Annotated in this window: 17 protein-coding genes; 15 read left to right on the top strand and 2 right to left on the bottom strand. The window is 70.7% G+C overall.

The genetic code is table 11. From position 1 onward, the window contains the following. The first annotated feature begins 24 nt into the window (after window positions 1–24). From VNO22_09250 to VNO22_09240, 3 genes are all read left to right on the top strand, one after another. Window positions 25–1,875, top strand: coding sequence for a sulfatase-like hydrolase/transferase (locus VNO22_09250; protein HXG61549.1), 1,851 nt, complete (start codon window positions 25–27; stop codon window positions 1,873–1,875). Between the two features lie 194 nt (window positions 1,876–2,069). Then, complete coding sequence (locus tag VNO22_09245) at window positions 2,070–4,493, top strand: DUF1592 domain-containing protein (protein HXG61548.1); 2,424 nt, start codon at window positions 2,070–2,072, stop codon at window positions 4,491–4,493. Beyond that, complete coding sequence (locus VNO22_09240) at window positions 4,486–5,832, top strand: DUF1552 domain-containing protein (GenBank protein HXG61547.1); 1,347 nt, start codon at window positions 4,486–4,488, stop codon at window positions 5,830–5,832. Before VNO22_09245 ends, VNO22_09240 begins: the two co-directional genes overlap by 8 nt. Here VNO22_09240 and VNO22_09235 read toward each other — a convergent pair. Both VNO22_09235 and VNO22_09230 read right to left on the bottom strand, forming a co-directional pair. Then, window positions 5,829–7,373 carry a hypothetical protein gene (locus VNO22_09235; GenBank protein ID HXG61546.1) on the bottom strand — a complete coding sequence of 515 codons (1,545 nt, stop codon included), beginning with the start codon at window positions 7,371–7,373 and terminating at the stop codon, window positions 5,829–5,831. The genes VNO22_09240 and VNO22_09235 overlap by 4 nt on opposite strands. Before the next feature lie 13 nt (window positions 7,374–7,386). After that, window positions 7,387–8,766: a glycoside hydrolase family 140 protein gene (locus VNO22_09230; GenBank protein HXG61545.1), complete on the bottom strand. Its 1,380-nt coding sequence runs from the start codon at window positions 8,764–8,766 to the stop codon at window positions 7,387–7,389. 59 nt (window positions 8,767–8,825) lie between these two features. On the opposite strand from VNO22_09230, the gene VNO22_09225 reads away from it, so the two are divergent. The 12 genes from VNO22_09225 to VNO22_09170 form a co-directional block, all read left to right on the top strand. Next, window positions 8,826–9,641, top strand: coding sequence for a carbohydrate ABC transporter permease (locus VNO22_09225; GenBank protein ID HXG61544.1), 816 nt, complete (start codon window positions 8,826–8,828; stop codon window positions 9,639–9,641). After that, complete coding sequence (locus VNO22_09220; GenBank protein ID HXG61543.1) at window positions 9,638–10,525, top strand: sugar ABC transporter permease; 888 nt, start codon at window positions 9,638–9,640, stop codon at window positions 10,523–10,525. Before VNO22_09225 ends, VNO22_09220 begins: the two co-directional genes overlap by 4 nt. Continuing rightward, window positions 10,518–11,969: an extracellular solute-binding protein gene (locus VNO22_09215; GenBank protein ID HXG61542.1), complete on the top strand. Its 1,452-nt coding sequence runs from the start codon at window positions 10,518–10,520 to the stop codon at window positions 11,967–11,969. The genes VNO22_09220 and VNO22_09215 overlap by 8 nt, the downstream gene beginning before the upstream one ends. A gap of 25 nt (window positions 11,970–11,994) precedes the next feature. Next, entirely contained in the window at window positions 11,995–12,645 is a 651-nt protein-coding gene (locus tag VNO22_09210) for a GntR family transcriptional regulator (protein ID HXG61541.1), read from the top strand. 4 nt (window positions 12,646–12,649) lie between these two features. Continuing rightward, complete coding sequence (gene ugpC / locus VNO22_09205; GenBank protein ID HXG61540.1) at window positions 12,650–13,750, top strand: sn-glycerol-3-phosphate ABC transporter ATP-binding protein UgpC; 1,101 nt, start codon at window positions 12,650–12,652, stop codon at window positions 13,748–13,750. Continuing rightward, window positions 13,747–15,321: a hypothetical protein gene (locus VNO22_09200; GenBank protein ID HXG61539.1), complete on the top strand. Its 1,575-nt coding sequence runs from the start codon at window positions 13,747–13,749 to the stop codon at window positions 15,319–15,321. The genes ugpC and VNO22_09200 overlap by 4 nt, the downstream gene beginning before the upstream one ends. Further along, complete coding sequence (locus tag VNO22_09195; GenBank protein ID HXG61538.1) at window positions 15,318–16,367, top strand: Gfo/Idh/MocA family oxidoreductase; 1,050 nt, start codon at window positions 15,318–15,320, stop codon at window positions 16,365–16,367. The genes VNO22_09200 and VNO22_09195 overlap by 4 nt, the downstream gene beginning before the upstream one ends. Next, entirely contained in the window at window positions 16,364–17,629 is a 1,266-nt protein-coding gene (locus VNO22_09190; protein ID HXG61537.1) for a ribulose-bisphosphate carboxylase large subunit family protein, read from the top strand. Before VNO22_09195 ends, VNO22_09190 begins: the two co-directional genes overlap by 4 nt. Then, entirely contained in the window at window positions 17,626–18,894 is a 1,269-nt protein-coding gene (locus VNO22_09185) for a four-carbon acid sugar kinase family protein (GenBank protein ID HXG61536.1), read from the top strand. Before VNO22_09190 ends, VNO22_09185 begins: the two co-directional genes overlap by 4 nt. Before the next feature lie 34 nt (window positions 18,895–18,928). After that, window positions 18,929–19,768, top strand: coding sequence for a phosphogluconate dehydrogenase C-terminal domain-containing protein (locus VNO22_09180; protein HXG61535.1), 840 nt, complete (start codon window positions 18,929–18,931; stop codon window positions 19,766–19,768). 99 nt (window positions 19,769–19,867) lie between these two features. Beyond that, on the top strand, window positions 19,868–20,395 hold the full coding sequence (locus VNO22_09175; protein HXG61534.1) for a sigma-70 family RNA polymerase sigma factor: 528 nt from the start codon (window positions 19,868–19,870) through the stop codon (window positions 20,393–20,395). After that, a partial coding sequence (locus VNO22_09170) for a hypothetical protein (GenBank protein HXG61533.1) occupies window positions 20,379–20,651 on the top strand: 273 nt, incomplete at its 3' end. The genes VNO22_09175 and VNO22_09170, both read left to right, overlap by 17 nt.

Below are 20,651 nucleotides of genomic sequence, written 5' to 3'. Positions count from 1 at the left end.
TTCACGGCCGAGGAGAGAACGTCGATGCCGCGTCTCTGGATCGCCGCGGTCCTTTGGGGGGCCGCCTCCGCGCCCGCGCCGCAGGATCCTCCGCCGCCGCGCCCCAACATCCTCTGGATCACCTGCGAGGACATGAGCCCCCATCTCGGATGCTACGGGGATCCCTACGCCGTGACGCCGAACCTCGACCGGCTGGCCGCCCAGGGGGTGCGCTATACGCGCGCCTTCGCCCCGAGCGGCGTGTGCGCGCCGGCGCGATCAAGCCTCATTCTGGGAATGTACGCCTCCTCGGTGGGCACTCAGCACATGCGCTGTCGCGGGACGCTTCCCGCGGAGGCCCGGTGCTTTCCGGAGTACCTGCGGCGCGCGGGCTACTTCTGCACCAACAACGTGAAGACCGACTACAACTTTCCGGTCCCCCGGGCCGCCTGGGACGAGTCGAGCGCCCAGGCGCATTGGCGCGCCCGGCCGGCGGGTCGTCCGTTCTTCAGCGTCTTTAACCTCACTCATACCCACGAGTCGCAGGTTCGACAGAGCGAGGAATCCTATCGCCGGCGCACCGCGGAGTTTTCCCCCCTGGAACGGCACGATCCCGCGCGCGCCCCGCTGCCGCCGTATCATCCGGACTCGCCCGAAGTGCGCCGCGACTGGGCCCGGTATGCGGACATGGTGACCCTCATGGACCGCGAGGTGGGCCGCCTCCTGAAAGAACTCGAGGAGGACGGCCGGGCGGAGGACACGATCGTTTTTTTCTTCTCCGATCACGGGGCCGGCCTGCCGCGCTCGAAGCGGTGGCTCTACGATTCGAGCCTCCGGGTGCCGCTTATCGTTCGGTTCCCGGAGAAATTCCGCTCCTGGGCACCGGCCCCGCCGGGAGGGACCTGCGACCGTCTGGTGAGCTTCGTGGACTTCGGTCCGACCGTCCTGCGCCTGGCGGGCGTTCCGTTGCCCGCTTCCCTCCAGGGGCGTCCTTTCCTGGGACCGTCCTCCGGGTCGCCGCGGGAGTACGTGTACGGCTTCCGGGACCGGATGGACGAGCGGACGGACCTCCTGCGGGCGGTCCGCGACGGGCGCTTCAAGTACATCCGGAACTACCTGCCGCATCGGCCGTATGCCCAGCACATCAGCTACATGTACGAAATGCCGACCATGAAGGTCTGGCGGCGGCTGCATGACGAGGGAAAGCTTTCAGGTCCCGCGCGCGCGTTCTTCGAGCCCAAACCCGCCGAGGAGCTTTACGATACGGAGGCGGATCCCTGGGAGGTGCGCAACCTCGCCGGAGACCCGGCCCACCGGGAAACGCTGGAACGGCTTCGGGGAGCGCTTCGGAGCTGGATGCTCGAGATCCGGGATCTGGGGTTTCTCCCGGAGCCCGATCTGCGGGCGCGGTTCGGGGAAACGCCGCCTTACGAGGCGGTGCGGCGCGATCCGGCGTCCTATCCCCTCGAGCGGCTGATGGAGGCCGCCGAGCGCGCGTCGCGCCGGGACGTGGGGGAGATTCCGGAGCTGACGCGCCTGCTGGCGGACGGGGATCCCGCGATTCGCTGGTGGGGGGCCACGGGCCTGGGGGCGCTCGGGCCGGCGGCGGCGCCGGCGCGGGAGGCGCTCCGCACGGCGCTCGAGGATCCCGCTCCGTGGGTGAGGGTGGCGGCGGCGGATGCGCTCGCCGCGCAAGGAGCGCCGGACGAGGCCCTGGGCGTCCTTGAGCGCGCGCTCGAGGATTCCAACGAATGGGTCCGCCTGCACGCGGCGGAGGCGCTCGATCGGATGGGGGAGAAGGCCCGTCCCGCCCTCGGCGCCTTGCGGCGCGCCGCGAAGGACTCCAACGAGTATGTCCGGCGGGTGGTCGACCACGCGCTGGGCGTGCTGCGGTAGCAGTTTCTCTTGTTTTCCCTGCCGCCCCGGTCCGGGCTTTGCAGAGGGCGGTTTTGCGACACGCCGCGCCGCGCGGGCGCTATTTCGTGTAGAAGTAGTCGGACGCTTCCGAAGGAGGGGCCGGGCCCGGATCGGGTCGGAAGCGCGGAACGGGAGCGGGCGGGAACCCGGCTCGAGGCGGACTTCCTGAGGACGTGATTCGTCGCGCTCTGAAGTTCCGGATCGGTCGCCGTCGGCGTTTCGTCGCGGCCGCGATCGGCGGGGTTCTTCTGGCGGCGGTGGCCGGAGGGGCCGCGCTTCGGGCCGGCCGCGGTTCGGCGCCCCCGCCGGCGCCGGCCCAAAAGGGGCCCGCGCCCGTCGCCTACGAGACGCACGTCCGGCCGCTGCTCTCCAAGTACTGCTACTCCTGCCACGGCCCCAAGAAGGCCAAGGCGAACCTGGATCTTTCGAAATTCGCCACCGAGGCGTCGGTCCTTTCCGCCCGCAAGCTCTGGAAGCGGGTGCTCGACCAGATCCAGTCGCTCCAGATGCCGCCCGAGGATTCCGGCCGCCCGCTCAAGCCCGCGGACCGAGAGGTTCTGGCTTCCTGGATCGAGGCGGCGATCCTGCGTCCCGATCCCCACGCGCCGCCCGATCCCGGGCGCGTGGTCCTGCGGCGCCTCAACCGCGCGGAGTACCGGAACACGATCCGCGACCTCCTGGGGATCGAGCTGGCGGGATCGTTCGACCCGACCCGCGATTTCCCCTCCGACGACGTGGGATACGGCTTCGACACGATCGGGGATGTGCTCTCGATCCCCCCGCTGCTTCTGGAAAAGTACGTCGCGGCGGCGGAGCGGATTCTGGACCGCGCGATCGTGACGCCCGAGCAGCTCAAGCCCATGGTCCGGCGGCTGGAGGCGGAGGCGCTGGCGGTCACGGCGGGCGGCGCGCCGGACAGCGCCCACATGGTGCTTTTCGCCAACGGCGAGCTTTCTGCGGAAGTGGACGTGCCCAAGGACGGGCGGTACGTCCTGCGGGTGCGGGCGGGGGGCGATCAGGCGGGTCCGGAGCCGGCGCGGATGCTGGTCCGGGCGGAGGATCGGGATCTCAAGACGTTCGACGTGACCGTCCCGCGCGACCGCATGAAGGTGTACGAGCAGAAGCTGGAGCTCCGGGCGGGCAAGAGACGCCTCGCGGTGGCCTTCGTGAACGACTACTACAATCCCTCCGCGCCCAAGCGGTCCGAACGGGACCGGAATCTCGTCGTCGACTGGCTGGAGCTGACGGGTCCGGTGCTCGAGGGTCCCCCGGAGCTTCCGGAAAGTCACAAGCGGATCTTCACGGCGCAGCCGGGGGCGGGGGTGTCCAAGCGTGAGGCCGCCCGGCGCGTGCTGGCGCCGCTGGCGGAGCGCGCGTTCCGGCGGCCCGTGGCGGGGGAGGAGGTCGAGCGGCTTGTCTCGCTTTTCGACCTGGCGGACGCTCAGGGGGAATCCTTCGAGGCGGCCATGAAGGTGCCGCTCCTGGCGGTGCTCGTGTCGCCGCATTTTCTCTTCCGGGTGGAGCGCGACGGCCCGGCCGGGGCGCCTCGGGGGGTGCGCCCGCTGGACGACTGGGAGCTGGCGACGCGTCTTTCGTATTTTCTGTGGAGCTCGATGCCGGACGAGGAGCTTTTCGCTCTGGCCCGGCAGGGACGCCTGCGGGATCCGAAGACGCTGGACGCCCAGGTGGACCGGATGCTCCGGGACCCGCGGGCGCGGGCGCTCTCGGAGAACTTCGCGCTCCAGTGGCTCCAGCTCCGGCGCCTCGAGATCCACGCTCCGGATCCCAAGCGGTTCCCGACCTTCAACGAGAAGCTCCGCGAGGCCATGCGCCGCGAGGTCGAGCTTCTCTTCGACGAAATCGTGCGCGAGGATCGGAGCGTCGTGACTCTTCTCGACGCGGATTTCACGTACGTCAACGAAGCGCTGGCGCGGCACTACGGGATTCCCGGCGTCCGCGGGGACGAGATGCGGCGCGTGGCGCTCCAGGATCCGCGGCGGGGCGGGATTCTGATGACGGCCGGGGTGCTTACGGTGACGTCGAATCCCACGCGGACGAGTCCGGTCAAGCGGGGCAAGTGGGTGCTGGAGGCTCTTCTGGGGACGCCTCCTCCGCCGCCGCTTCCGGACGCCGGGGAGCTCAAGGACGAGCCGGAGGGGGCGGAGCGCCTGACGGTGCGGCAAAGGCTGGAGCTTCACCGGGCCGACCCCAACTGCGCCGGCTGTCACAAGCGGATGGATCCGATCGGGCTGGGGTTCGAGAACTACGACGCGATCGGCCGCTGGAGGGAGACGGAGGGGCGGCTGCCGCTGGACGTTTCCGGGACGCTCGTGGACGGGACGTCCTTCAACGGGCCCGTGGAGCTCAAGAAGATTCTCTTGCGGCGCAAGGACGAGTTCGTCCGGAACCTGATCGAGAAGACGCTCACCTACGCGCTGGGGCGCGGCGTAGAGTATTACGACGCTCCGGTCGTAAAGGAAATTCAGAAGTCCATGGCGGCGCAGGGGTACCGCTTCTCGGCCCTGGTCAAGGGCGTGGTGCGGAGCTATCCGTTCCTGCACCGCCGGACGCATTGGGGCGAGGTGAAGGATGAGTAGCGCGATCTCGCGGCGTCAGGCGCTTCGGGGCATGGGGGCGCTGGTGGGGCTTCCGGCCCTGGAGTCCCTGGGGTTCGGCGCGCGGGCGTGGGCCGCGTCCGGCGCGGGTCCGAAGCCGCCGGTGCGCATGGCCTTCGTCTTCTTCCCCAACGGCGTCAACACCGCCCATTGGTTTCCCAAGGAAGTCGGCCCGAAGTTCGAGCTGCCCTGGAGCCTGGAGCCGCTGGCGCCTTACCGGGACCGGCTTCTGGTGCTTTCGGGGCTCGCCCACGCCAAGGCGCGCGCCAACGGCGACGGCGCCGGCGACCACGCCCGGTCGTCCGGCACGTTCCTCACGGGCGTGCAGATCCGCAAGACCGACGGCAAGGAGATCCGGGCGGGGATTTCCGTGGATCAGCTGGCCGCTCAGAAGCTGGGCGAGGCGACGCGGCTGCCGTCCCTGGAGCTCGGCTGCGACCGCGGCGCCATGGCCGGAAACTGCGACTCCGGGTACAGCTGCGCCTATTCCTCCACCATTTCCTGGAGAACGGAAACGCAGCCCAACCCCAAGGAGGTGAACCCCCGCCAGGTCTTCGTGCGCCTCTTTGGCGATCCCGAGGCCGTGGCCGACCAGCGGGCGCGCGCCCGGCAGGCGATGTACCGCCGGAGCGTGCTCGACCTGGTGCTCGAGGACGCGCGCCGACTCTCGGGGCGGCTCGGCTCGGCCGACCGGCGCAAGCTCGACGAATATCTCGAGAGCGTGCGGGACGTCGAGCGTCGGATCCAGGCGGCCGAGCGGCAGAACGACCGGCCGCTGCCGGAGATGGAGGCTCCCGAGGGGGTGCCGGCGGAATTCCCGGACTACGTGCGCCTGATGATGGATCTCCTCGTCGTGGCCTTCCAGACCGACAGCACGCGGATCGCCACGTTCATGCTGGGCAACGAGGGCAGCAACCGGACCTTCCCGTGGATGGAGGTGCGCGAGGGGCACCATTCGCTTTCCCACCACGCCGGCAACGCCGAGAAGCTCGAGAAGATCCGCAGGATCGACCGCTTCTACGTCGAGCAGTTCGCCTATCTTCTCAAGAGGCTTTCCGACATCCGCGAGGGCGAGGGGACGCTTCTCGACCACTCGATGATCCTCTACGGGTGCGCGATTTCGGACGGCAACCGGCACAATCACAACGAGCTTCCGATCCTTCTGGCGGGGAAGGCGGGAGGAACGCTCAAGACGGGCCGGCATGTCCGCTATCCGAAGGACACGCCGATGTGCAACCTTTTCCTGGAGATGCTCGACCGCGTGGGCGTTCGCCAGGAGCGCTTCGGCGATTCGACCGGCCGCCTGCCGGATCTCGTTTAGTCCTCCCGCGCCGGAGCGAGCCGCGGATCCGAAAGATCCAGGCGGTAGAGGATCTGGTTGTATTCGTACCGCGGCGTGGCCGCGGGCGCGTCCGAGAAGGTGCGCGTGTACGTGCCCTCGAAGTAGATCCGCCGGCCTCCCGCTTCGTCGAAGAAGTCGTGATGCACGGGATTGTAAAAGCTGTGGCGCCCGTGCACGGCGACGCGCGCCGCGCGGGACCAGGGGCCTTCGGGCCGGGCGGCTTCCGCGTAATAGACGTCCCCGAGCATCGAGCCCGGGGCGCCGATCCGGTTGGCGATCATGACCCAGCGGCCGCGGAACGGATTCCAGCGCACCGAGCCGCGGTGGAGGCGCAGGGGTTCGCCCGAGGCCGCGTCCGCCGTCCGCCACCGGCCCTCTTCCGCCGGGAGCGCCCCCGCGCGCGCCAGCGCGTCTTGACGGTCCCGATCGACGGGCGACGTCCCTCGCTTCCAGGCGTAGACGGGCTTTCCGGAGGCGTCCCGTTCGAGGTCGGGCCGGGAGGGATCGTAGCGCGCCCCTTCCCGAAGGGGCGTGAAGGCTTCGTAACGGGAAGGATCCAGAACGTCCTCCCAGCGCGCCCGCACGCGGAGGGTCGGATAGGGCGTGGCGAAGTAGACGAAGTCCGTCCCGCCTTCCCGCACGCGGAACGGCTGACCGGTCGGGAGGCGGTCCTCGTCCAGAGGCAGGGAGACGAGCGGCCGGAAGCGTTCCTCTTCGTCTTCGAAGACGGCGATCCCCTGTTCGACGCAGGTCTCGAGATTCTTCATGCGTTTGTAGCAGGCCAGGAGGCGCTCGCGTCCCCCGGGATCGGGCAGGACGAAGACGCCCTCGATCCAGATGGGGGTGGGTTCGCGGGAGGCGAAGGTGGGACGGCTGAAGCCGGATTCGTCCGCCGCGTACTCGAGGTCGATGCCGACGGACGGAGGAAGCCCTCCGTCCTCGGGGAGACGGCTGACCGCCGTGGCGGTGCCGAAGTGACCCAGCGGGTAGCCGGGCCGGTTGGTATCGCCCCAGAACCAGCGGATCCGCCCGCGGTGGACGACGGCGAGGGTGGAATCCTGGCCCATGACGCGGGCGTTGAGCTGGGGGCGGCGAAGGGGCACGGGAAGTCCGGCGCGGGCGGAATGATGGTAAAGCCCCTGGCCGGTGATGCGGTACAGACGCTCGGCGATCTGGACGCGGCGGACCTTGAGGACGGCGCGGCCGCCCGGAGCGGTATCGATCGCGGTTCCGCGATAGCCGAATCCGTCGGCGGGGAACTCGTATCCCGGGCTTTCGACGTAAAAGAAGACGCGCTCGCCGAGGAGGCCGGGTTCGTCGAACGCGATCACGCCCGCGTTGTCCGTGTGGAAGACGATCTCGTTCGTGGTCCGCAGCTCCACCAAGGGGACGCCGCGGCCGGTCTCCTCGTCGACGACGTGGAGGACGAAGGGACGGGGGGCGCGTTCCGGCTCCGCGGGCGGCGGGGCGCACGCGGCCGTTCCGAGCGCGGCCAGAAGCGGGACCGCCAGGCGTCTCATCCAGGGCGCGATTCTACTCCGGCGGTCCCGGGGGAGGGAAGTTCCGCGAGGCGTCGTCGAGAACGAGGACCCAGTCCTGATCGGGGCCGGAGGTGGGAGGCCGGAAGGTGTGCGTTCCGGAGTTGGGAACCGTCTCGGCGGCGCGCCAGGTGCCCGTGCGGGGATTGAACCAGCCGGCGCGGATCTCGGCGCCGGAGATTTTTCCGAGGGCGACCGCGACGGGCTTTCCGGTGGGAAGGTAGATGAAGGCGTATCCGTCGCCGCGGGTGGCGCGCGCGTGGTCGGGTCCGCGGCCGGGGTCCTGGGCCAGCAGGCTCTGGTCCGGCACGCGGCTGAGGAAGGGGCGGGATTCGAGGAGCGCGCGGACGTGGCGCATCTGACCGGCGCCGGGGAGGTCCAGGGCCTCCGTCCACACGGTGCGCACGTGGCTGACGGGCGCGCGTCCCGGGGCGTACATCTGCCAGACGGGGTGGGCGCCGTAGGTATGGCCGTGGGCCCCGGCGAAGAGCGCCCAATAGGCGGCCTGGCGGACGTCGTAGGCGCCCATGTAGCCGTTTTCCTTCTTGAAGCCCGCGGGGTGATCCTCGTAGCGGGGTTCCCCATCCATGCAGGGTTTCGGGGGTTCTCGGCGATAGTCGGCCTCGATGCGGGCGTCGTTGGGGACGTGGTAGTTGTGGCCGGACTGAAGCATGTTGAAGTCCAGCCAGTCGTCGTGGTGGAACCACGCGGCGGAGGTGTGGCCCCCCTGGGGGTGGTAGGTCATGAGGTGGCGGCCGCCGTCGCCCTCGCGCAGGCCGCGGGCCAGGGCGCGCCAGACCTCGAGCGCCGGATCGGGGTTGCGGTCGCCGCCGAGGATCCAGAGGAGGTTGGGCCGGTCCTTGTACCGTTCCCCGAGCCACCGCCCGTACGTGCGGGCGTTGTCGGGGTTGAAGACGACGGGGCCGACGCCCCACGCGCGGGTGACCTTGTCTCCCCACGTCGGGAGAAGTCCGACGACGATGCCGCGGGCGCGGGCCCGTTCGAGGACGGCGTCCACGTGATCCCAGTAGTCGTTGTCGGGTCCTTCGCGGACGTCGGGCCGCGCGGGGTCGTTCTCGACGAGGGGCCGGTGTCCGTAGGGGTTGGGGGTGCGCAGGCCGTCGAGCTCGGCGAGCGCCACGGCCTGAACGACGGTGAACCGTTTGCGGCGGCGGTCCTCGAGGTACCGTTCGGCCTCTTCGCGGGTGAGGCGGTGGAAGAGTTCCCACGCGGTGTCCCCGAGGTAAAAGAAGGGCGAGCCGTCCGCGTGGACGAGGAACCGGCGGTTCGGGGCCACGCGCAGGTCGCCGCGGGAGAGGTCGGCGGACGGTCCGTCCTGGGCGAGGGCGGCGGTCCAGAGGAGCAGGGCGATCATGGAGGCCTCCGGCGAAAAATCCATTGAAATCTTACTGAAATTTCAGTAGCCTGTCCAGCATGGCGCGCGCGGCGGTGCTGGCGGCGGCGGTGGGGTTCGCGCTGGCCCCGGTCTACTGGATCGTTCTGACGGCCTTCCGGCCGCGCGAGGAGATCTTCCGGCATCCGGCGGCGCTGGCGCCCACGGCGCTCACGCTGGAGCCCGTGCGGCACGTCTGGCTCGGGTCGCAGACGAACGAGCCGATTCTCCCGTTCCTGGGGACGAGCCTTCTCGTGTCCGCGGCGGGGGCGGCCCTGGCGACGGCGGTGGGAACCCTGGCGGCGTACGGTTTGGGGCGCTCGGGCGCGGCGTCCGGGAGGCTCTCGCTGTGGATCCTTTCGCAGCGTTTCCTCCCGCCGGTGGCCCTCATCGTCCCTCTTTTCGTTCTCTTCCGGGACCTCGGGCTTTTCGACACGCACGCGGGGCTGATCCTTCTGTACACCGCCTTCAACATCCCGATGGCCGTGTGGCTCATGCTGGGCTTCGTCGAGGCGCTGCCGGCGGAGGCGGAGGAAGCGGCGCTTCTGGACGGGGCGTCGCGCGCCCAGGCCTTCCTGCGGGTGGCGCTGCCCCTGCTTCGTCCCGGCCTGGCCGTCACCGGCATCTTCACCTTCCTTTTCGCCTGGAACGAATACCTCTGCGCCTATCAGCTGACGGCCGACCGCGCGGCGACGGTGACGGTCTATCTGCCGCGCCTGAGGAGCGCGGTGGCCGAGCTGTACGGGGAGATCGCCGCCGCGGCGCTTCTTTCGGTCCTTCCGGCCCTCATCTTCGCGGGGGTCCTCCAGCGCCACCTGGCGCGGGGGCTGACCCTGGGGGGGGATCGCGAGCGATGAGCCGGACGGGATTTTGCCGGCTTCTGGTGACGCCCGCCGTCGTCTGGCTGGCGGCGGTCGGGATCGGGCCCCTCCTTTTCGCCCTCTGGGCGGCCGTGCACCGCTACTCGCCGGATCCCTCCGTGCCTCCCGAATTCTGCGGCGCCGGCAACCTGACGGCGCTCCTCGGGGATCCTCAGTTCCGCCGGTCCCTGGCCGTCACGGCGCTCGTGGCGGCGCTGGCGGTGCCTCTGGAGCTGGCCGGCGGGCTGGCGGCGGCGCTCGCGCTTCACCGCCTGAGCCGCGCGCGCGGCCTCGTGCTGACGGCCCTTCTGGTCCCCGCGGCGGTGGCGCCTCTGGTGGCCGGAATCGCCTGGTGGATGCTCTTCAACGCCCGCTTCGGACCCGTCAACGCCGTTCTGGAGGCCGTGGGTCTGCCCGCGGTGGAGTGGACGATCCGCATGCCCTGGGCGCTTCTGGCGATCGTGACGGCGGTGGTGTGGCAGGCGCTTCCCCTGGCGATCGTGGTGCTTCTCGGCGGGCTCCAGAGCCTTCCTCCGTCGCTCGTGGAAGCCGCGCGCCTGGAAGGGGCCGGCCCGTGGGCGCTCTTCCGGCACGTGACGCTCCCGCATCTGAAGCCCTTTCTGGCGGCCGCGGGACTTCTGGGGCTGATCGACGTGGCGCGGCTCTACGAAATCCCCTGGTACCTCACGCAGGGAGGACCCGGCCATGAAACGGTCCTGACGGGCATCTACCTCTACAAGCTCGCCTTCAGCTACGGGGCCGACACCGGGCGGGCGTCCGTGCTTTCGCTCCTCCTGGCGGGGGCGCTGACGGCCGTCTCGCTGGTCTACGTGCGCCTGGCGTCCGGGGAGCGCCGGGGGAAAGGAGCCGCCCGTGCGTGAGTCTGCCGGCCGCCGCGAGTTTCTCCTCTGGAGCGCCGCGGGAGCCGCCGCGGGCCTGCTGGGCTGCTCCCGCAAGGAGTCCGGCCCCGAACCCCTGCGCGTTCTGACCCACCCGGGTCAGATCCTCCCGATTTTCACCCATCACCTCGACTACCTCCGGAGCGCCCACGGAATCGCGTTGCGGCTCCTCGAGGCGCCCGACGCCACGTCCTACCAGCAGGCCCTCAAGGACGCCCGGACGGGCGGCGGCCAGTACGACCTCGTCATGTACTACCCGCGCTACAACGGCGAACTCGCGCTTTCTTATCTGCGGCCGCTCGACGACCTCATCGGGCGCTTCGGCGCGGGGCCGCTTTTCGACAACATCGTGGATACCTATCGGATCCTCTACACCCGGTGGGGAGGCCGCACGATCGCCGTCCCCGTGGACGGGGACGTCGCGATGCTCTATTACCGGAAGGACGCCTTCGAAAGCGAGGAGGCGCGGCGCCGGTTCCGCGAGAAGCATGGGCAGGAGCTGCGGGTTCCGCGCACCTGGGAGGAGTTCCGCCGCGCGGCGGAGTTCTTCACCGGCTGGGTCTGGGGTCCCACGGGCCGGCCCGGATACGGCTTCCAGACGAGCACGTGGGCGCGCGACTACGCCGAGCAGCAGTGGGCCCCCATGATGGCCTCCGCCGGGGGAAACTGGTTCACCCGCGACCTGCGGCCGGGCTGGAACAACGCGGCCGGGGCGCGCGCGCTGCGGGATCTCCGGGAGCTTCTGGCCTTCACGCCGCCGGGGTCCCTCTCGCTCTCCTGGGACCAGACGATGGAAACCGTCTTCGCCCACGACGTGGCGCTGGTGCTCTGGTATATGGACCTGGGGCGCCTGGGAGGGACCCCCGGGTCCTGGTTCGCCCGCAGCGGCGGACCCGAGAAGATGAAAAACTTCGGATACGCCCCCTGGCCGGGGTACGAAACGGACGGCGTCTACCGCAACTTCAACTCGATGTTCTACGGCCGCGTCGTCGGCCTGTCCCGCTTTTCGAAGCGGCCGGAGGAGGCTTTTCAGGTCCTCCGGACGCTTCTTCTTCCGGAGCGGCGCGTGCTTTCCATGGACGACGCGCAGTCGGGAAGCGACATGTTCCTCAAGACGGACTACGATCCGGCGGCGTTCCGCCGCCTTTCGGTCGCCCCGGAATTCCTCCGGACGGCGCGGCGGGTGCTCGAGAACGGATTTCCGGAGATGCAGCTTCCGGGAGCGGGGGAATACCTGGACGCCCTTCAGGGGGAGATCCACGGTTATCTCACCGGACACACCGCCTCGCCCGAGGCGGCCCTGGCCGCGGCCGCCGACCGCTGGGAGGCGATCACCGAACGGTGGGGACGCGACCGGCAGAAGAACTACTGGCTCGAGATTCTGGACCGGTATCGCCAGGCGGGACTGCGCCTGGCGGGCCTCTGAGTCCGGCGAAAGGAGAACGCGAGCGATGACTCCGGCGCTTCCGGCCCGAAAGCTGCTCCAGGACCGCGCGTACGAGGAGATCAAGGCCCTCATTCAGAACGGATCCCTTCCTTCGGGCGGTTTCCTTTCCGAGCGCGCGCTCGCCCGCCGGCTCCGGATGAGCACGACCCCCGTGAGGCTGGCGCTCGGCCGCCTGGCGCACGAAGGGTTCGTCTCGATTTCCCCTCAGCAGGGCATCGTGGTCCGGGAACCCTCGATCCAGGAAGTCGTGGACCTCTTCGACCTGCGGGAGGCTCTGGAGTCCTTCGTGGTGCGGCGGCTGGCGGGGCGGCTTTCGGCCGAGCAGGCGCGGCTCCTGCGGGAGAATCTGCGGCGCCAGGAGGAGGCGGCGCGGGCGGGGGACACGCTCGGGCTCACCCATCTGGACGCGGAATTTCATCTTCTGCTCTGCCGCTTCCACGGGAACCGGGAGATCGAACAGACCCTCTGGCGGCTGCGCGACAAACTGCACCGGGTGATCCTGCGGGTCATGAGTCAGCTTCCCGGCCGTCCCCAGGAAGCGGTGCGGGAGCACGCCGCCATCGCGGAGGCGGTTCTTCGAGGTCAGGCGGATCGGGCCGCCGAGCGGATCGTGCGCCATCTGGAATTCGGGCGGAAGTTTCTCGTCTCGCGGTGAAGCCGTGGCGGAGATCGAAGCGGAGCGCGTGACGCGGATCTTTCCGGGGGGCGTCCGGGCCGTGGACGGAGTCTCCCTGCGGGTGCGGGACGGGGAGTTCGTGGCGCTCGTGGGCCCCTCCGGGTGCGGCAAGACGACGCTCCTGCGGCTGGTGGCGGGCCTGGACGAGGCCACGTCGGGGACGATCCGCATCGGCGGGCGGGCGGTGAACGACCTTCCGCCGGCCCGGCGCGACCTGGCGATGGTCTTCCAGAACTACGCGCTTTATCCCCACATGACGGTCTTCGAGAACCTCTCCTTCGGGCTGCGCCTGCGGCGCACCCCGCGGGAGGAGATCGACCGCCGCGTCCGCGAAACGGCGCGGATGCTCGGCATCGAGGATCTGCTCGACCGCCGCCCCCGCGAGCTTTCGGGCGGCCAGCGCCAGCGGGTGGCCCTGGGACGGGCGATCGTCCGGCGCCCCCAGGCGTTTCTCTTCGACGAGCCGCTCAGCAACCTCGACGCGCAACTGCGCGTGCGCGTGCGCGCGGAGCTCAAGCGGATCCACCGGGAGCTCGGCACGACCTCCCTCTACGTCACCCACGACCAGGAGGAGGCCATGACCCTGGCGGATCGGGTCGTGGTGCTCAAGGACGGGCGCGTCCAGCAGGAGGGGACCCCTCTGGAGATCTACGAGCGCCCGCGCAACCGCTTCGTGGCGTCGTTCGTCGGCACGCCCCCCATGAACTTCCTGGCCGGCCGGATCCGCGCGGAAAACGGCCACGCCTGCTTCGAGGCGGAAGGGGTGCGCGTGGATCTGGGGCCTTTCTGGGCGCGCCGGGCGGGGCGCCCGGTGGTGCTCGGGATCCGTCCCGAGCACCTTTCTGAACGCCCGCCGGGTCCGGCGGCCGGCACCCTGCGGGTGCGCGTCGGCGTCGTCCAGCCGCTCGGCGATCGCAAGGACGTGTCGCTCGTGACGCCGGGACGGGAGACGCTGGTGGGCCGTTTCGACGCCCGCGCGGGGCTTCGGGAAGGCGACGAATGCACGCTCTATCTGGATCCCGGGCGGACCCGGTTCTTCGAGCCGGAGACGGGAGAGGCGCTCGGCGGGGAGGAGGGAGCATGAGCGACGCGCGCGAACTCCGGGCGGGGGCGCTTTCGGCGCTCCTGGAGTCCGATGGGGGCCTGCGCTACGTCCGCTGGGGCGGCGTCGAGATCCTTCGCCGGGTCTACGCGGCCGCCCGCGACCCGCAGTGGGGAACCCACCTGCCGGCGGCCGGGGCGGTCGAGGTCCGGACGGAGGCGGCGTCCTTTTCGGTGCGGTTCCGCGGACGCACCCGGGCCGGCGACATCGACCTCTCGTGGGAGACCACGATTCGCGGAGAGGCCTCCGGATCGCTGTCCTGGCGGGTCGAGGGAAAGGCGGAGCGGGAGTTTCTCACGAACCGGACCGGGATGTGCGTGCTCCACCCGGCGGCGCTGGCCGGGCGTCCCTGCGTCGTCGTGCGCGACGACGGAACGGCCGTTTCCGGAAGCTTCCCGGAGTCGATCGCTCCCCATCAGCCGTTCCGGCGCATCCGCGCGATCCGCTGGGAGCCCGCTCCGGGGGTGTCGGCGGAGGCCCGGGTCGAAGGCGACGTCTTCGAGATGGAGGATCAGCGCAACTGGACGGACGACTCCTACAAGATTTACTCGACGCCCCTGGAGGAGCCCATTCCCCGGGTTTTTCCGGAAGGAGCGCGGATCCGGCACGAGCTGGCGTTGCGCCTGGACGGCGTTCCGCCGGCGGGCGATCCGTCGGAAGAGGTGCGGGTGGAGGTGGACCGGGCGGCGGCCGGTCCGCTTCCGGCCGTGGGCCTTCCGGCGGGCTTTCCCCGGGACGCGCGGATCCGGCCGGCCCACCTGCGGGTGGAGCTCGGGTCCGCGGAGGCGCCGCGTTTCCGGGAGGCGGTGCGCGAGGCGCGGGCGTGCGGCGCGGCGCTGGAGATCGCGGTGAGTCCGGCGGAAGACGTGGAATTCGACCGGATCGCGGCCCTGGCGCGCGAAGCGGGCCTCGAGGGGACGCGCGTGCTGGTGGGCGCTTCCTGGGAGGAACTGCTGCGGACCGCGCGGGGGCGTCTCGGCGGGCTGCGGCTCGGGGCGGGCTCCACGTCCTTCTATGCCGCGCTCAACCGAAGGCCGCCGCGGGCGGATCTCGTGGACGAGGTGTTCTTTCCCGCGCACCCGCAGGTGCACGCGGAGGACGCCCGGACGATCCTCGAGAACGTGGAGGGACTTCGGGCGGCCGTCGCGGACGCCTGCCGGAAGTTCCCGGGTCGCGCGGTCTCGGTGACGCCCCTGGCGTTCGCTCCGCGGGGGCGGACCGACCCGCGGGAGGCCGGGCCGCTCGGAGCGTCCTGGGCGATCGGATCGCTCCGCGCGCTCCGGGAGGGCGGCGCCGCGCGGGTGACGGTGGAGAGCCGCGTTCCGCAGGTGCTGGACGCTCTGGCCGAGGCGGGAGCCTTCGAGGGGGCGTCGGCGCTTCCGGCGCGCACGTCGGCCCCGGAGCGGGTAGGCGCCTGGGCGGTGCGGGGTTCCGGCGGGGCGCGGCTGCTGGTCTTCAACCGGACGGGCGACGCCGTGACGGTCCGGGCGGCGGCGTCCGGGCGCGCGGTGCGATTGGAGCCGTGGGGATGGGCGCGGGTGGATCTGGAATGAAGAACGCCCGCGTGCTCCGGTTCGGACTGATCGGCGCGGGCTTCTGGGCGCGCGCCCAGCTGGCGGCCTGGGGAGAGGTCGCCGGGGCGAGGTGCATCGCTGTGGCCGACCGGGATCGGACGAAGGCGGAGGCTCTGGCCCGGAGCTTCGGGGTCCCCGCCGCCTACGGTTCCGCGGGGGAGCTTCTGGACCGGGAGCGGACGGATTTCGTGGACGTGGTGAGCTCTCCGGAAAGCCACGCCGAGGCGGTCGGCGAGGCCTCGCGGCGCGGGATTCCCGCGATCTGTCAGAAGCCGCTGGCGCCGACCCTGGAAGAGGCCCGCGCGATGGCGTGGGCGTGCCGGCGGGCGGGCGTGCCGCTCCTGGTGCACGAGAACTGGCGCTGGCAGGAGCCGATGAGGGCGGCGAAGGCGGAGCTGGCTTCGGGGCGCCTGGGCAAGCCGTTCCGGGCGCGGCTGAGCTTCTGTTCGAGTTTCCCGGTGTTCGATCGCCAGCCCTTTCTGCGCGGGCAGGAGCGCTTCATTTTGGCGGACGTGGGCGTGCATCTCTTCGACGCCGCGCGGTTTCTTTTCGGCGAGTTCCGCCGCGTCTACGCGCGGGCGGATCGAATCCGGCCGGGGATCCGCGGCGAGGACGTGGCCACGGCGGTTCTGGAGGCGGCGTCCGGCGCCACGGTGATCGTGGAGCTGAGCTACGCCAGCCGCCTGGAGCGGGAGCGTTTTCCGGAGACGTTTCTCCTCGTCGAGGCGGAGCAAGGCTCGCTCGAGATCGCCCCCGATTTCTGGGTGCGGGTCTGCGACGCCCAAGGGGTGCGGGCGCGGCGGATGGAGCCGCCCTCGTATCCATGGATGGATCCGGCCTACGCGCTCGTTCAGGCCAGCCTCGTGCCCTGCCACCGCAACCTGCTGGCGCATCTGCGGGGAGAAGGCGCCGCTGAGACGACGGCGGAGGACAACCTGAGGACGCTGGAACTCGTGGAGGCCGCGTACCGGTCGATCGGGAGCGGCCGGGTCGTGGACGTGCCCCTGAAGGAGGATGCTGCATGAGCGGGGAGTGCGTGCGGGCGACGTATCTCATCGAGACGCCGTATCCGGTCGAACAGGCCGTGGAAGTCCTGGCGGGCGAGCAGTCCTGCGGGACGTTCGTGCGCGTGCCGGGGGAGACGGACGAGCTTCGGGCGCGGTTCATGGCGAAGGTGGAGCGCCTGACGCTTCTGGACGAGACGGACCGTCCTTCGCTTCCGGGATGCCGGCCGCCGAAGAACGCTCCGTCCCCGCCGCGGTACCGGCGCGCGGAGGTCGTGCTTTCGTTCCCGCTGGAGAACATGGGGCCTTCGCTGCCGAATCTGCTGTCGACGGTGGCGGGGAATCTTTTCGAGCTTCGGGAGTTTTCGGGGTTGCGCCTTCTGGACGTGGACTTTCCCCCCTCCTTCGCCCGGGTCTATCCGGGGCCGCAGTTCGGGGTCGAAGGGACGCGGAAGCTCTCGGGGGTCTACGGACGGCCGCTCATCGGGACGATCGTCAAGCCGAGCGTGGGGCTGGCGCCCGAGGAAACGGCGCGCCTCGTCCGGACGCTGGCGGAAGCGGGGCTCGACTTCATCAAGGACGACGAGCTCATGGCGAATCCCCCGCATTCGCCCCTTGCGGAGCGCGTGCGCGCCGTGATGCGGGTCCTTCAGGAACACGCGGACCGCACCGGCAAGAAGGTGATGTACGCCTTCAACATCACCGACGAGATCGAGAAGATGCCGCGCCACCACGACACCGTTCTGGCCGCGGGCGGGACCTGCATCATGATGAGTCTCAACAGCGTCGGGCTTCCCGGGGTGGCCTACATGAGGCGCCGGTCGGCGCTGCCGATTCACGGGCACCGCAATGGATGGGGGATGCTCACCCGGTATCCGTACCTCGGCCTGGGATTCCGGGCCTACCACAAGTTCTGGCGTCTAGCGGGAATCGACCACATCCACACGAACGGACTGCGGAACAAGTTTTTCGAGTCGGACGACTCGGTGGTCGATTCCGCGCGGGCGTGCCTGACGCCGATGCTCGGGGGATACGTCGTGATGCCGGTGCTCTCTTCCGGGCAGTGGGCGGGCCAGGCGCCGGACACGTACCGGAGGATCGGGAGCGTCGATCTTCTTTATCTCTGCGGCGGCGGGATTCTCGCGCATCCGGGCGGGATCGCCGCCGGGGTGGCCAGCGTCCGCCAGGGGTGGGAGGCGGCCCTGGCGGACCGGCCGCTCGAAGAATGGGCGCGGGAGCACGTGGAGCTGCGGCAGGCGATCGAGACCTACGGGCGGCGATGAGCGCGCTTTCGCTGGCGTTCTACGGGGACGATTTCTCGGGCTCGACGGACGTGCTCGAGGCCCTGGCGGTTCACGGCGTCCGCGCGGCGCTTTTCCTGGAGCTTCCCGAGCGGGAGCGCCTGGAGCGGCGGTTCCCGGACCTCGAGGCCGCGGGCCTGGCGGGGTCGAGCCGCGCGATGACGCCGGCGGACATGGAACAGGAGCTCGCGCCGGCGCTGGAGGGGCTGGGGCGGCTCGGGGCGCGGAAGGTGCACTACAAGATCTGCTCGACCTTCGATTCCTCGCCCGAGATCGGCAGCATCGGGCGGGCGATCGAGATCGGGCGGCGCCTGTTCGGACCGGAGCCGGTGCCCCTCGTGGTGGGCGCCCCGGCGCTGCGGCGCTGGTGCGTCTTCGGGAACCTCTTCGCGGCGGACGGAGACGGGGTGTCGCGTCTGGACCGGCATTCGACGATGAGCCGCCATCCCGTGACGCCCATGGATGAAAGCGATCTGCGCCGGATTCTGCAGCGGCAGGCGCCGCTGCGGACGGCGCTCGTGGACGTCCGGGCGGTCGGAGGTCCGCCGGAGGAGTTCGACCGCGCCGTGGCGGCCGCGCGGGCGGAGCGGCCGGACGTGGTGCTCTTCGACGTCCTGGAGCCCGCGCACCTTGTTCCCATCGGGCGCTTTCTGTGGGAAGAGGAAGGCCGTTTCCTGGTGGGCTCTTCGGGGGTGGAGTACGCGCTGGCGGCTCACTGGGGTCGGCCGCGGCGGACGTTCGCGGGGGCGGGCCGGGCGGATCGGATCCTGGTCCTTTCGGGGAGTTGTTCGCCGGCCACGGATCGGCAGATCGCGTGGGCGCTCGAGCGGGGGTTTCTGGGGGTGCGGTTGCCGGAAGACGGGAGGGCGGAAGGCCGCGTGATCGACGCGCTTCGCTCGGGGCGGAGCGTCGCGGTCTACACGGCCCGGGGCCCGGCGGATCCGGAGATCCGGGATCCGCGCGTCGAGGGGCCGAAGCTCGGGCGGAGGCTGGGAGAGATCGCCCGCGCGGCGGTTCGGGAGGCCGAGGTCCGCCGGATCGTCGCGGCCGGCGGGGACACCTCCGGGCGGATCGCGCGGGCGCTGGGGATCGAAGCGCTGGAGATGGCGGCCCCTCTGGCGCCGGGATCGCCGCTCTGCCGCGCGCGTTCGGAGGACTCCCGCGTGGACGGACTCGAGATCGCGTTCAAGGGCGGCCAGGTGGGCCGCGAGGACTACTTCGGAAGGGCGCTCCTGGGCGGGGGATAGCGCGGATTCCCCTTTCGGAAAGGAGATTTCGACGATGGAAACGGTGGCGCTGTTCGGCGCGGGCGGGAAGATGGGGTGTCGGATCGCCGACAACCTCAAGGACTCCGAGTACCGGATGCTCTACGTGGAAGTCAGCCCCGCGGGGCTCGAGAATCTCCGGCGGCGGGGGCTGTCGGCCGTTCCGGGGGACGAGGCGGCGCGGCGGGCGGACGCGGCGATTCTGGCCGTGCCGGACGCCGCGATCGGAAAAGTCGCCGCCGAGATCGTGCCGAAGCTCCGGCCGGGCGCGATGCTCGTGTGCCTGGACGCCGCCGCGCCGTATGCGGGGCACCTGCCGCCCCGGCGGGACGTGACGTACTTCGTGACCCATCCCTGCCATCCGTCCGTGTTCAACGACGAGACGGATCCGGAGGCCCGGCGCGACTATTTCGGCGGAGTGAAGGCGCGGCAGAACATCGTCTGCGCGCTCATGCAGGGACCGGAGTCGGATTACCCCCGCGGGGAGCGCCTGTGCCGGCAGATGTTCGCCCCGGTTCTCCACGCCCACCGGGTGACGGTCGAGCAGATGGTGCTTCTGGAGCCGGCGCTTTCGGAGACGACGGCGGCGACGTGCCTGACGGTCGTGCGGGAGGCCATGGACGAGGCGATTCGGAGGGGCGTGCCGCCTCAGGCGGCGCGCGATTTCCTCCTGGGCCACCTCAATATCGAGCTGGCGATCCTCTTCGGGGAGGTCTCGTCGCCCTTTTCCGACGGAGCCAAAAAGGCCATCGAGCGCGCCAAAGAACAGATTTTCCGTCCGGACTGGAGAAAGGTGTTCGATCCGGAGCACGTCCGCGCCTCGGTGGAGATGATCACGGGACCTTCCGCGCGCTGAGCCCCGGGCCTCGGTGGTTCGAGGGTCGGGCTTCGGGAGGCCGTCTTTTTTTTTCGCCTCCGCGTCCAATTTCCGCGTCCCGGCGGAAGAAGATAGGGGATGCGGATGGACGCGCACGAACGGTTCCTGAGGCTGCTCCTGGCGCATCAGGAGGACCTGAAGGCCTTCATCGCCTCGATGGTCCGCGAGCGGGCGCAGACCGAGGACCTCTTTCAGGACGTCTGCCTGGCCCTGTGGCGGGGCTTCTCCGGATACGACCCGTCGCGTCCCTTCGGGGCGTGGGCGCGCGGGGTGGCCGCCAAGAAAATCCTCCAGGCCTGGGAACGCTCCCGCCGCACGCCCCTGCCGTTCTCGCCGGAGGCCGTTCGGGCGATTCTCGACGCGTACGACCGCGAGGATCCGCCCGCCGGGGAGGCGGAAGGGCTGCGGGATTGCATCGCGCGGCTTCCGGAGCGGGCGCGGCGGCTTCTGGCGCTGCGCTACGAGCGGGCCCTGACGCTGGGCGAGGTCGCCCGGGAGGTCGGCAGCACGCTCGACGCCGTGCACAAGGCCCTTTCCCGCATCCGGGCCGCTCTTCAGGAATGCCTCGAAGGAAGGAGCGCCGCCGCCGATGGATCGCGCGGATGAACTGATCGGAAAGTATCTCGACGGCGCGGCCTCGTCCGGGGAACTCGCGGAGCTGGACCGTCTCCTGGCGGCATCGCCCGAAGCGGCGGGCCGGTTCGCGCGGCTTTCCCGGCAGGATTGGGCGCTCCGGCGCCATTTCCGGGAGGAACGGGCGGCGGCCGAGGCGCTGGCGCGGGTGCGCCGGGCGATCCGGCCGCGCCGGCTCCGATGGGCGGCGGCCGCGGCGGTGCTTCTCGGCGTCGGCGCGGCGGCGGGG

Source organism: Planctomycetota bacterium, assembly GCA_035574235.1.
Classification (GTDB): domain Bacteria; phylum Planctomycetota; class MHYJ01; order MHYJ01; family JACPRB01; genus DATLZA01.
Note: the sequence above shows the minus strand (reverse complement) of the source record. Positions and strands in the feature narration are given on the sequence as shown.

Bases quoted from the DNA above. Each gene is read 5' to 3' on its own strand.
- VNO22_09250 (HXG61549.1), top strand. From the start codon at position 25: ATGCCGCGTCTCTGGATCGCCGCGGTCCTTTGGGGGGCCGCCTCCGCG.
- VNO22_09240 (HXG61547.1), top strand. From the start codon at position 4,486: ATGAGTAGCGCGATCTCGCGGCGTCAGGCGCTTCGGGGCATGGGGGCG.
- VNO22_09235 (HXG61546.1), bottom strand. From the start codon at position 7,373: ATGAGACGCCTGGCGGTCCCGCTTCTGGCCGCGCTCGGAACGGCCGCG.
- VNO22_09230 (HXG61545.1), bottom strand. From the start codon at position 8,766: ATGATCGCCCTGCTCCTCTGGACCGCCGCCCTCGCCCAGGACGGACCG.
- VNO22_09225 (HXG61544.1), top strand. From the start codon at position 8,826: ATGGCGCGCGCGGCGGTGCTGGCGGCGGCGGTGGGGTTCGCGCTGGCC.
- VNO22_09220 (HXG61543.1), top strand. From the start codon at position 9,638: ATGAGCCGGACGGGATTTTGCCGGCTTCTGGTGACGCCCGCCGTCGTC.
- VNO22_09210 (HXG61541.1), top strand. From the start codon at position 11,995: ATGACTCCGGCGCTTCCGGCCCGAAAGCTGCTCCAGGACCGCGCGTAC.
- VNO22_09200 (HXG61539.1), top strand. From the start codon at position 13,747: ATGAGCGACGCGCGCGAACTCCGGGCGGGGGCGCTTTCGGCGCTCCTG.
- VNO22_09195 (HXG61538.1), top strand. From the start codon at position 15,318: ATGAAGAACGCCCGCGTGCTCCGGTTCGGACTGATCGGCGCGGGCTTC.
- VNO22_09190 (HXG61537.1), top strand. From the start codon at position 16,364: ATGAGCGGGGAGTGCGTGCGGGCGACGTATCTCATCGAGACGCCGTAT.
- VNO22_09185 (HXG61536.1), top strand. From the start codon at position 17,626: ATGAGCGCGCTTTCGCTGGCGTTCTACGGGGACGATTTCTCGGGCTCG.
- VNO22_09180 (HXG61535.1), top strand. From the start codon at position 18,929: ATGGAAACGGTGGCGCTGTTCGGCGCGGGCGGGAAGATGGGGTGTCGG.
- VNO22_09175 (HXG61534.1), top strand. From the start codon at position 19,868: ATGCGGATGGACGCGCACGAACGGTTCCTGAGGCTGCTCCTGGCGCAT.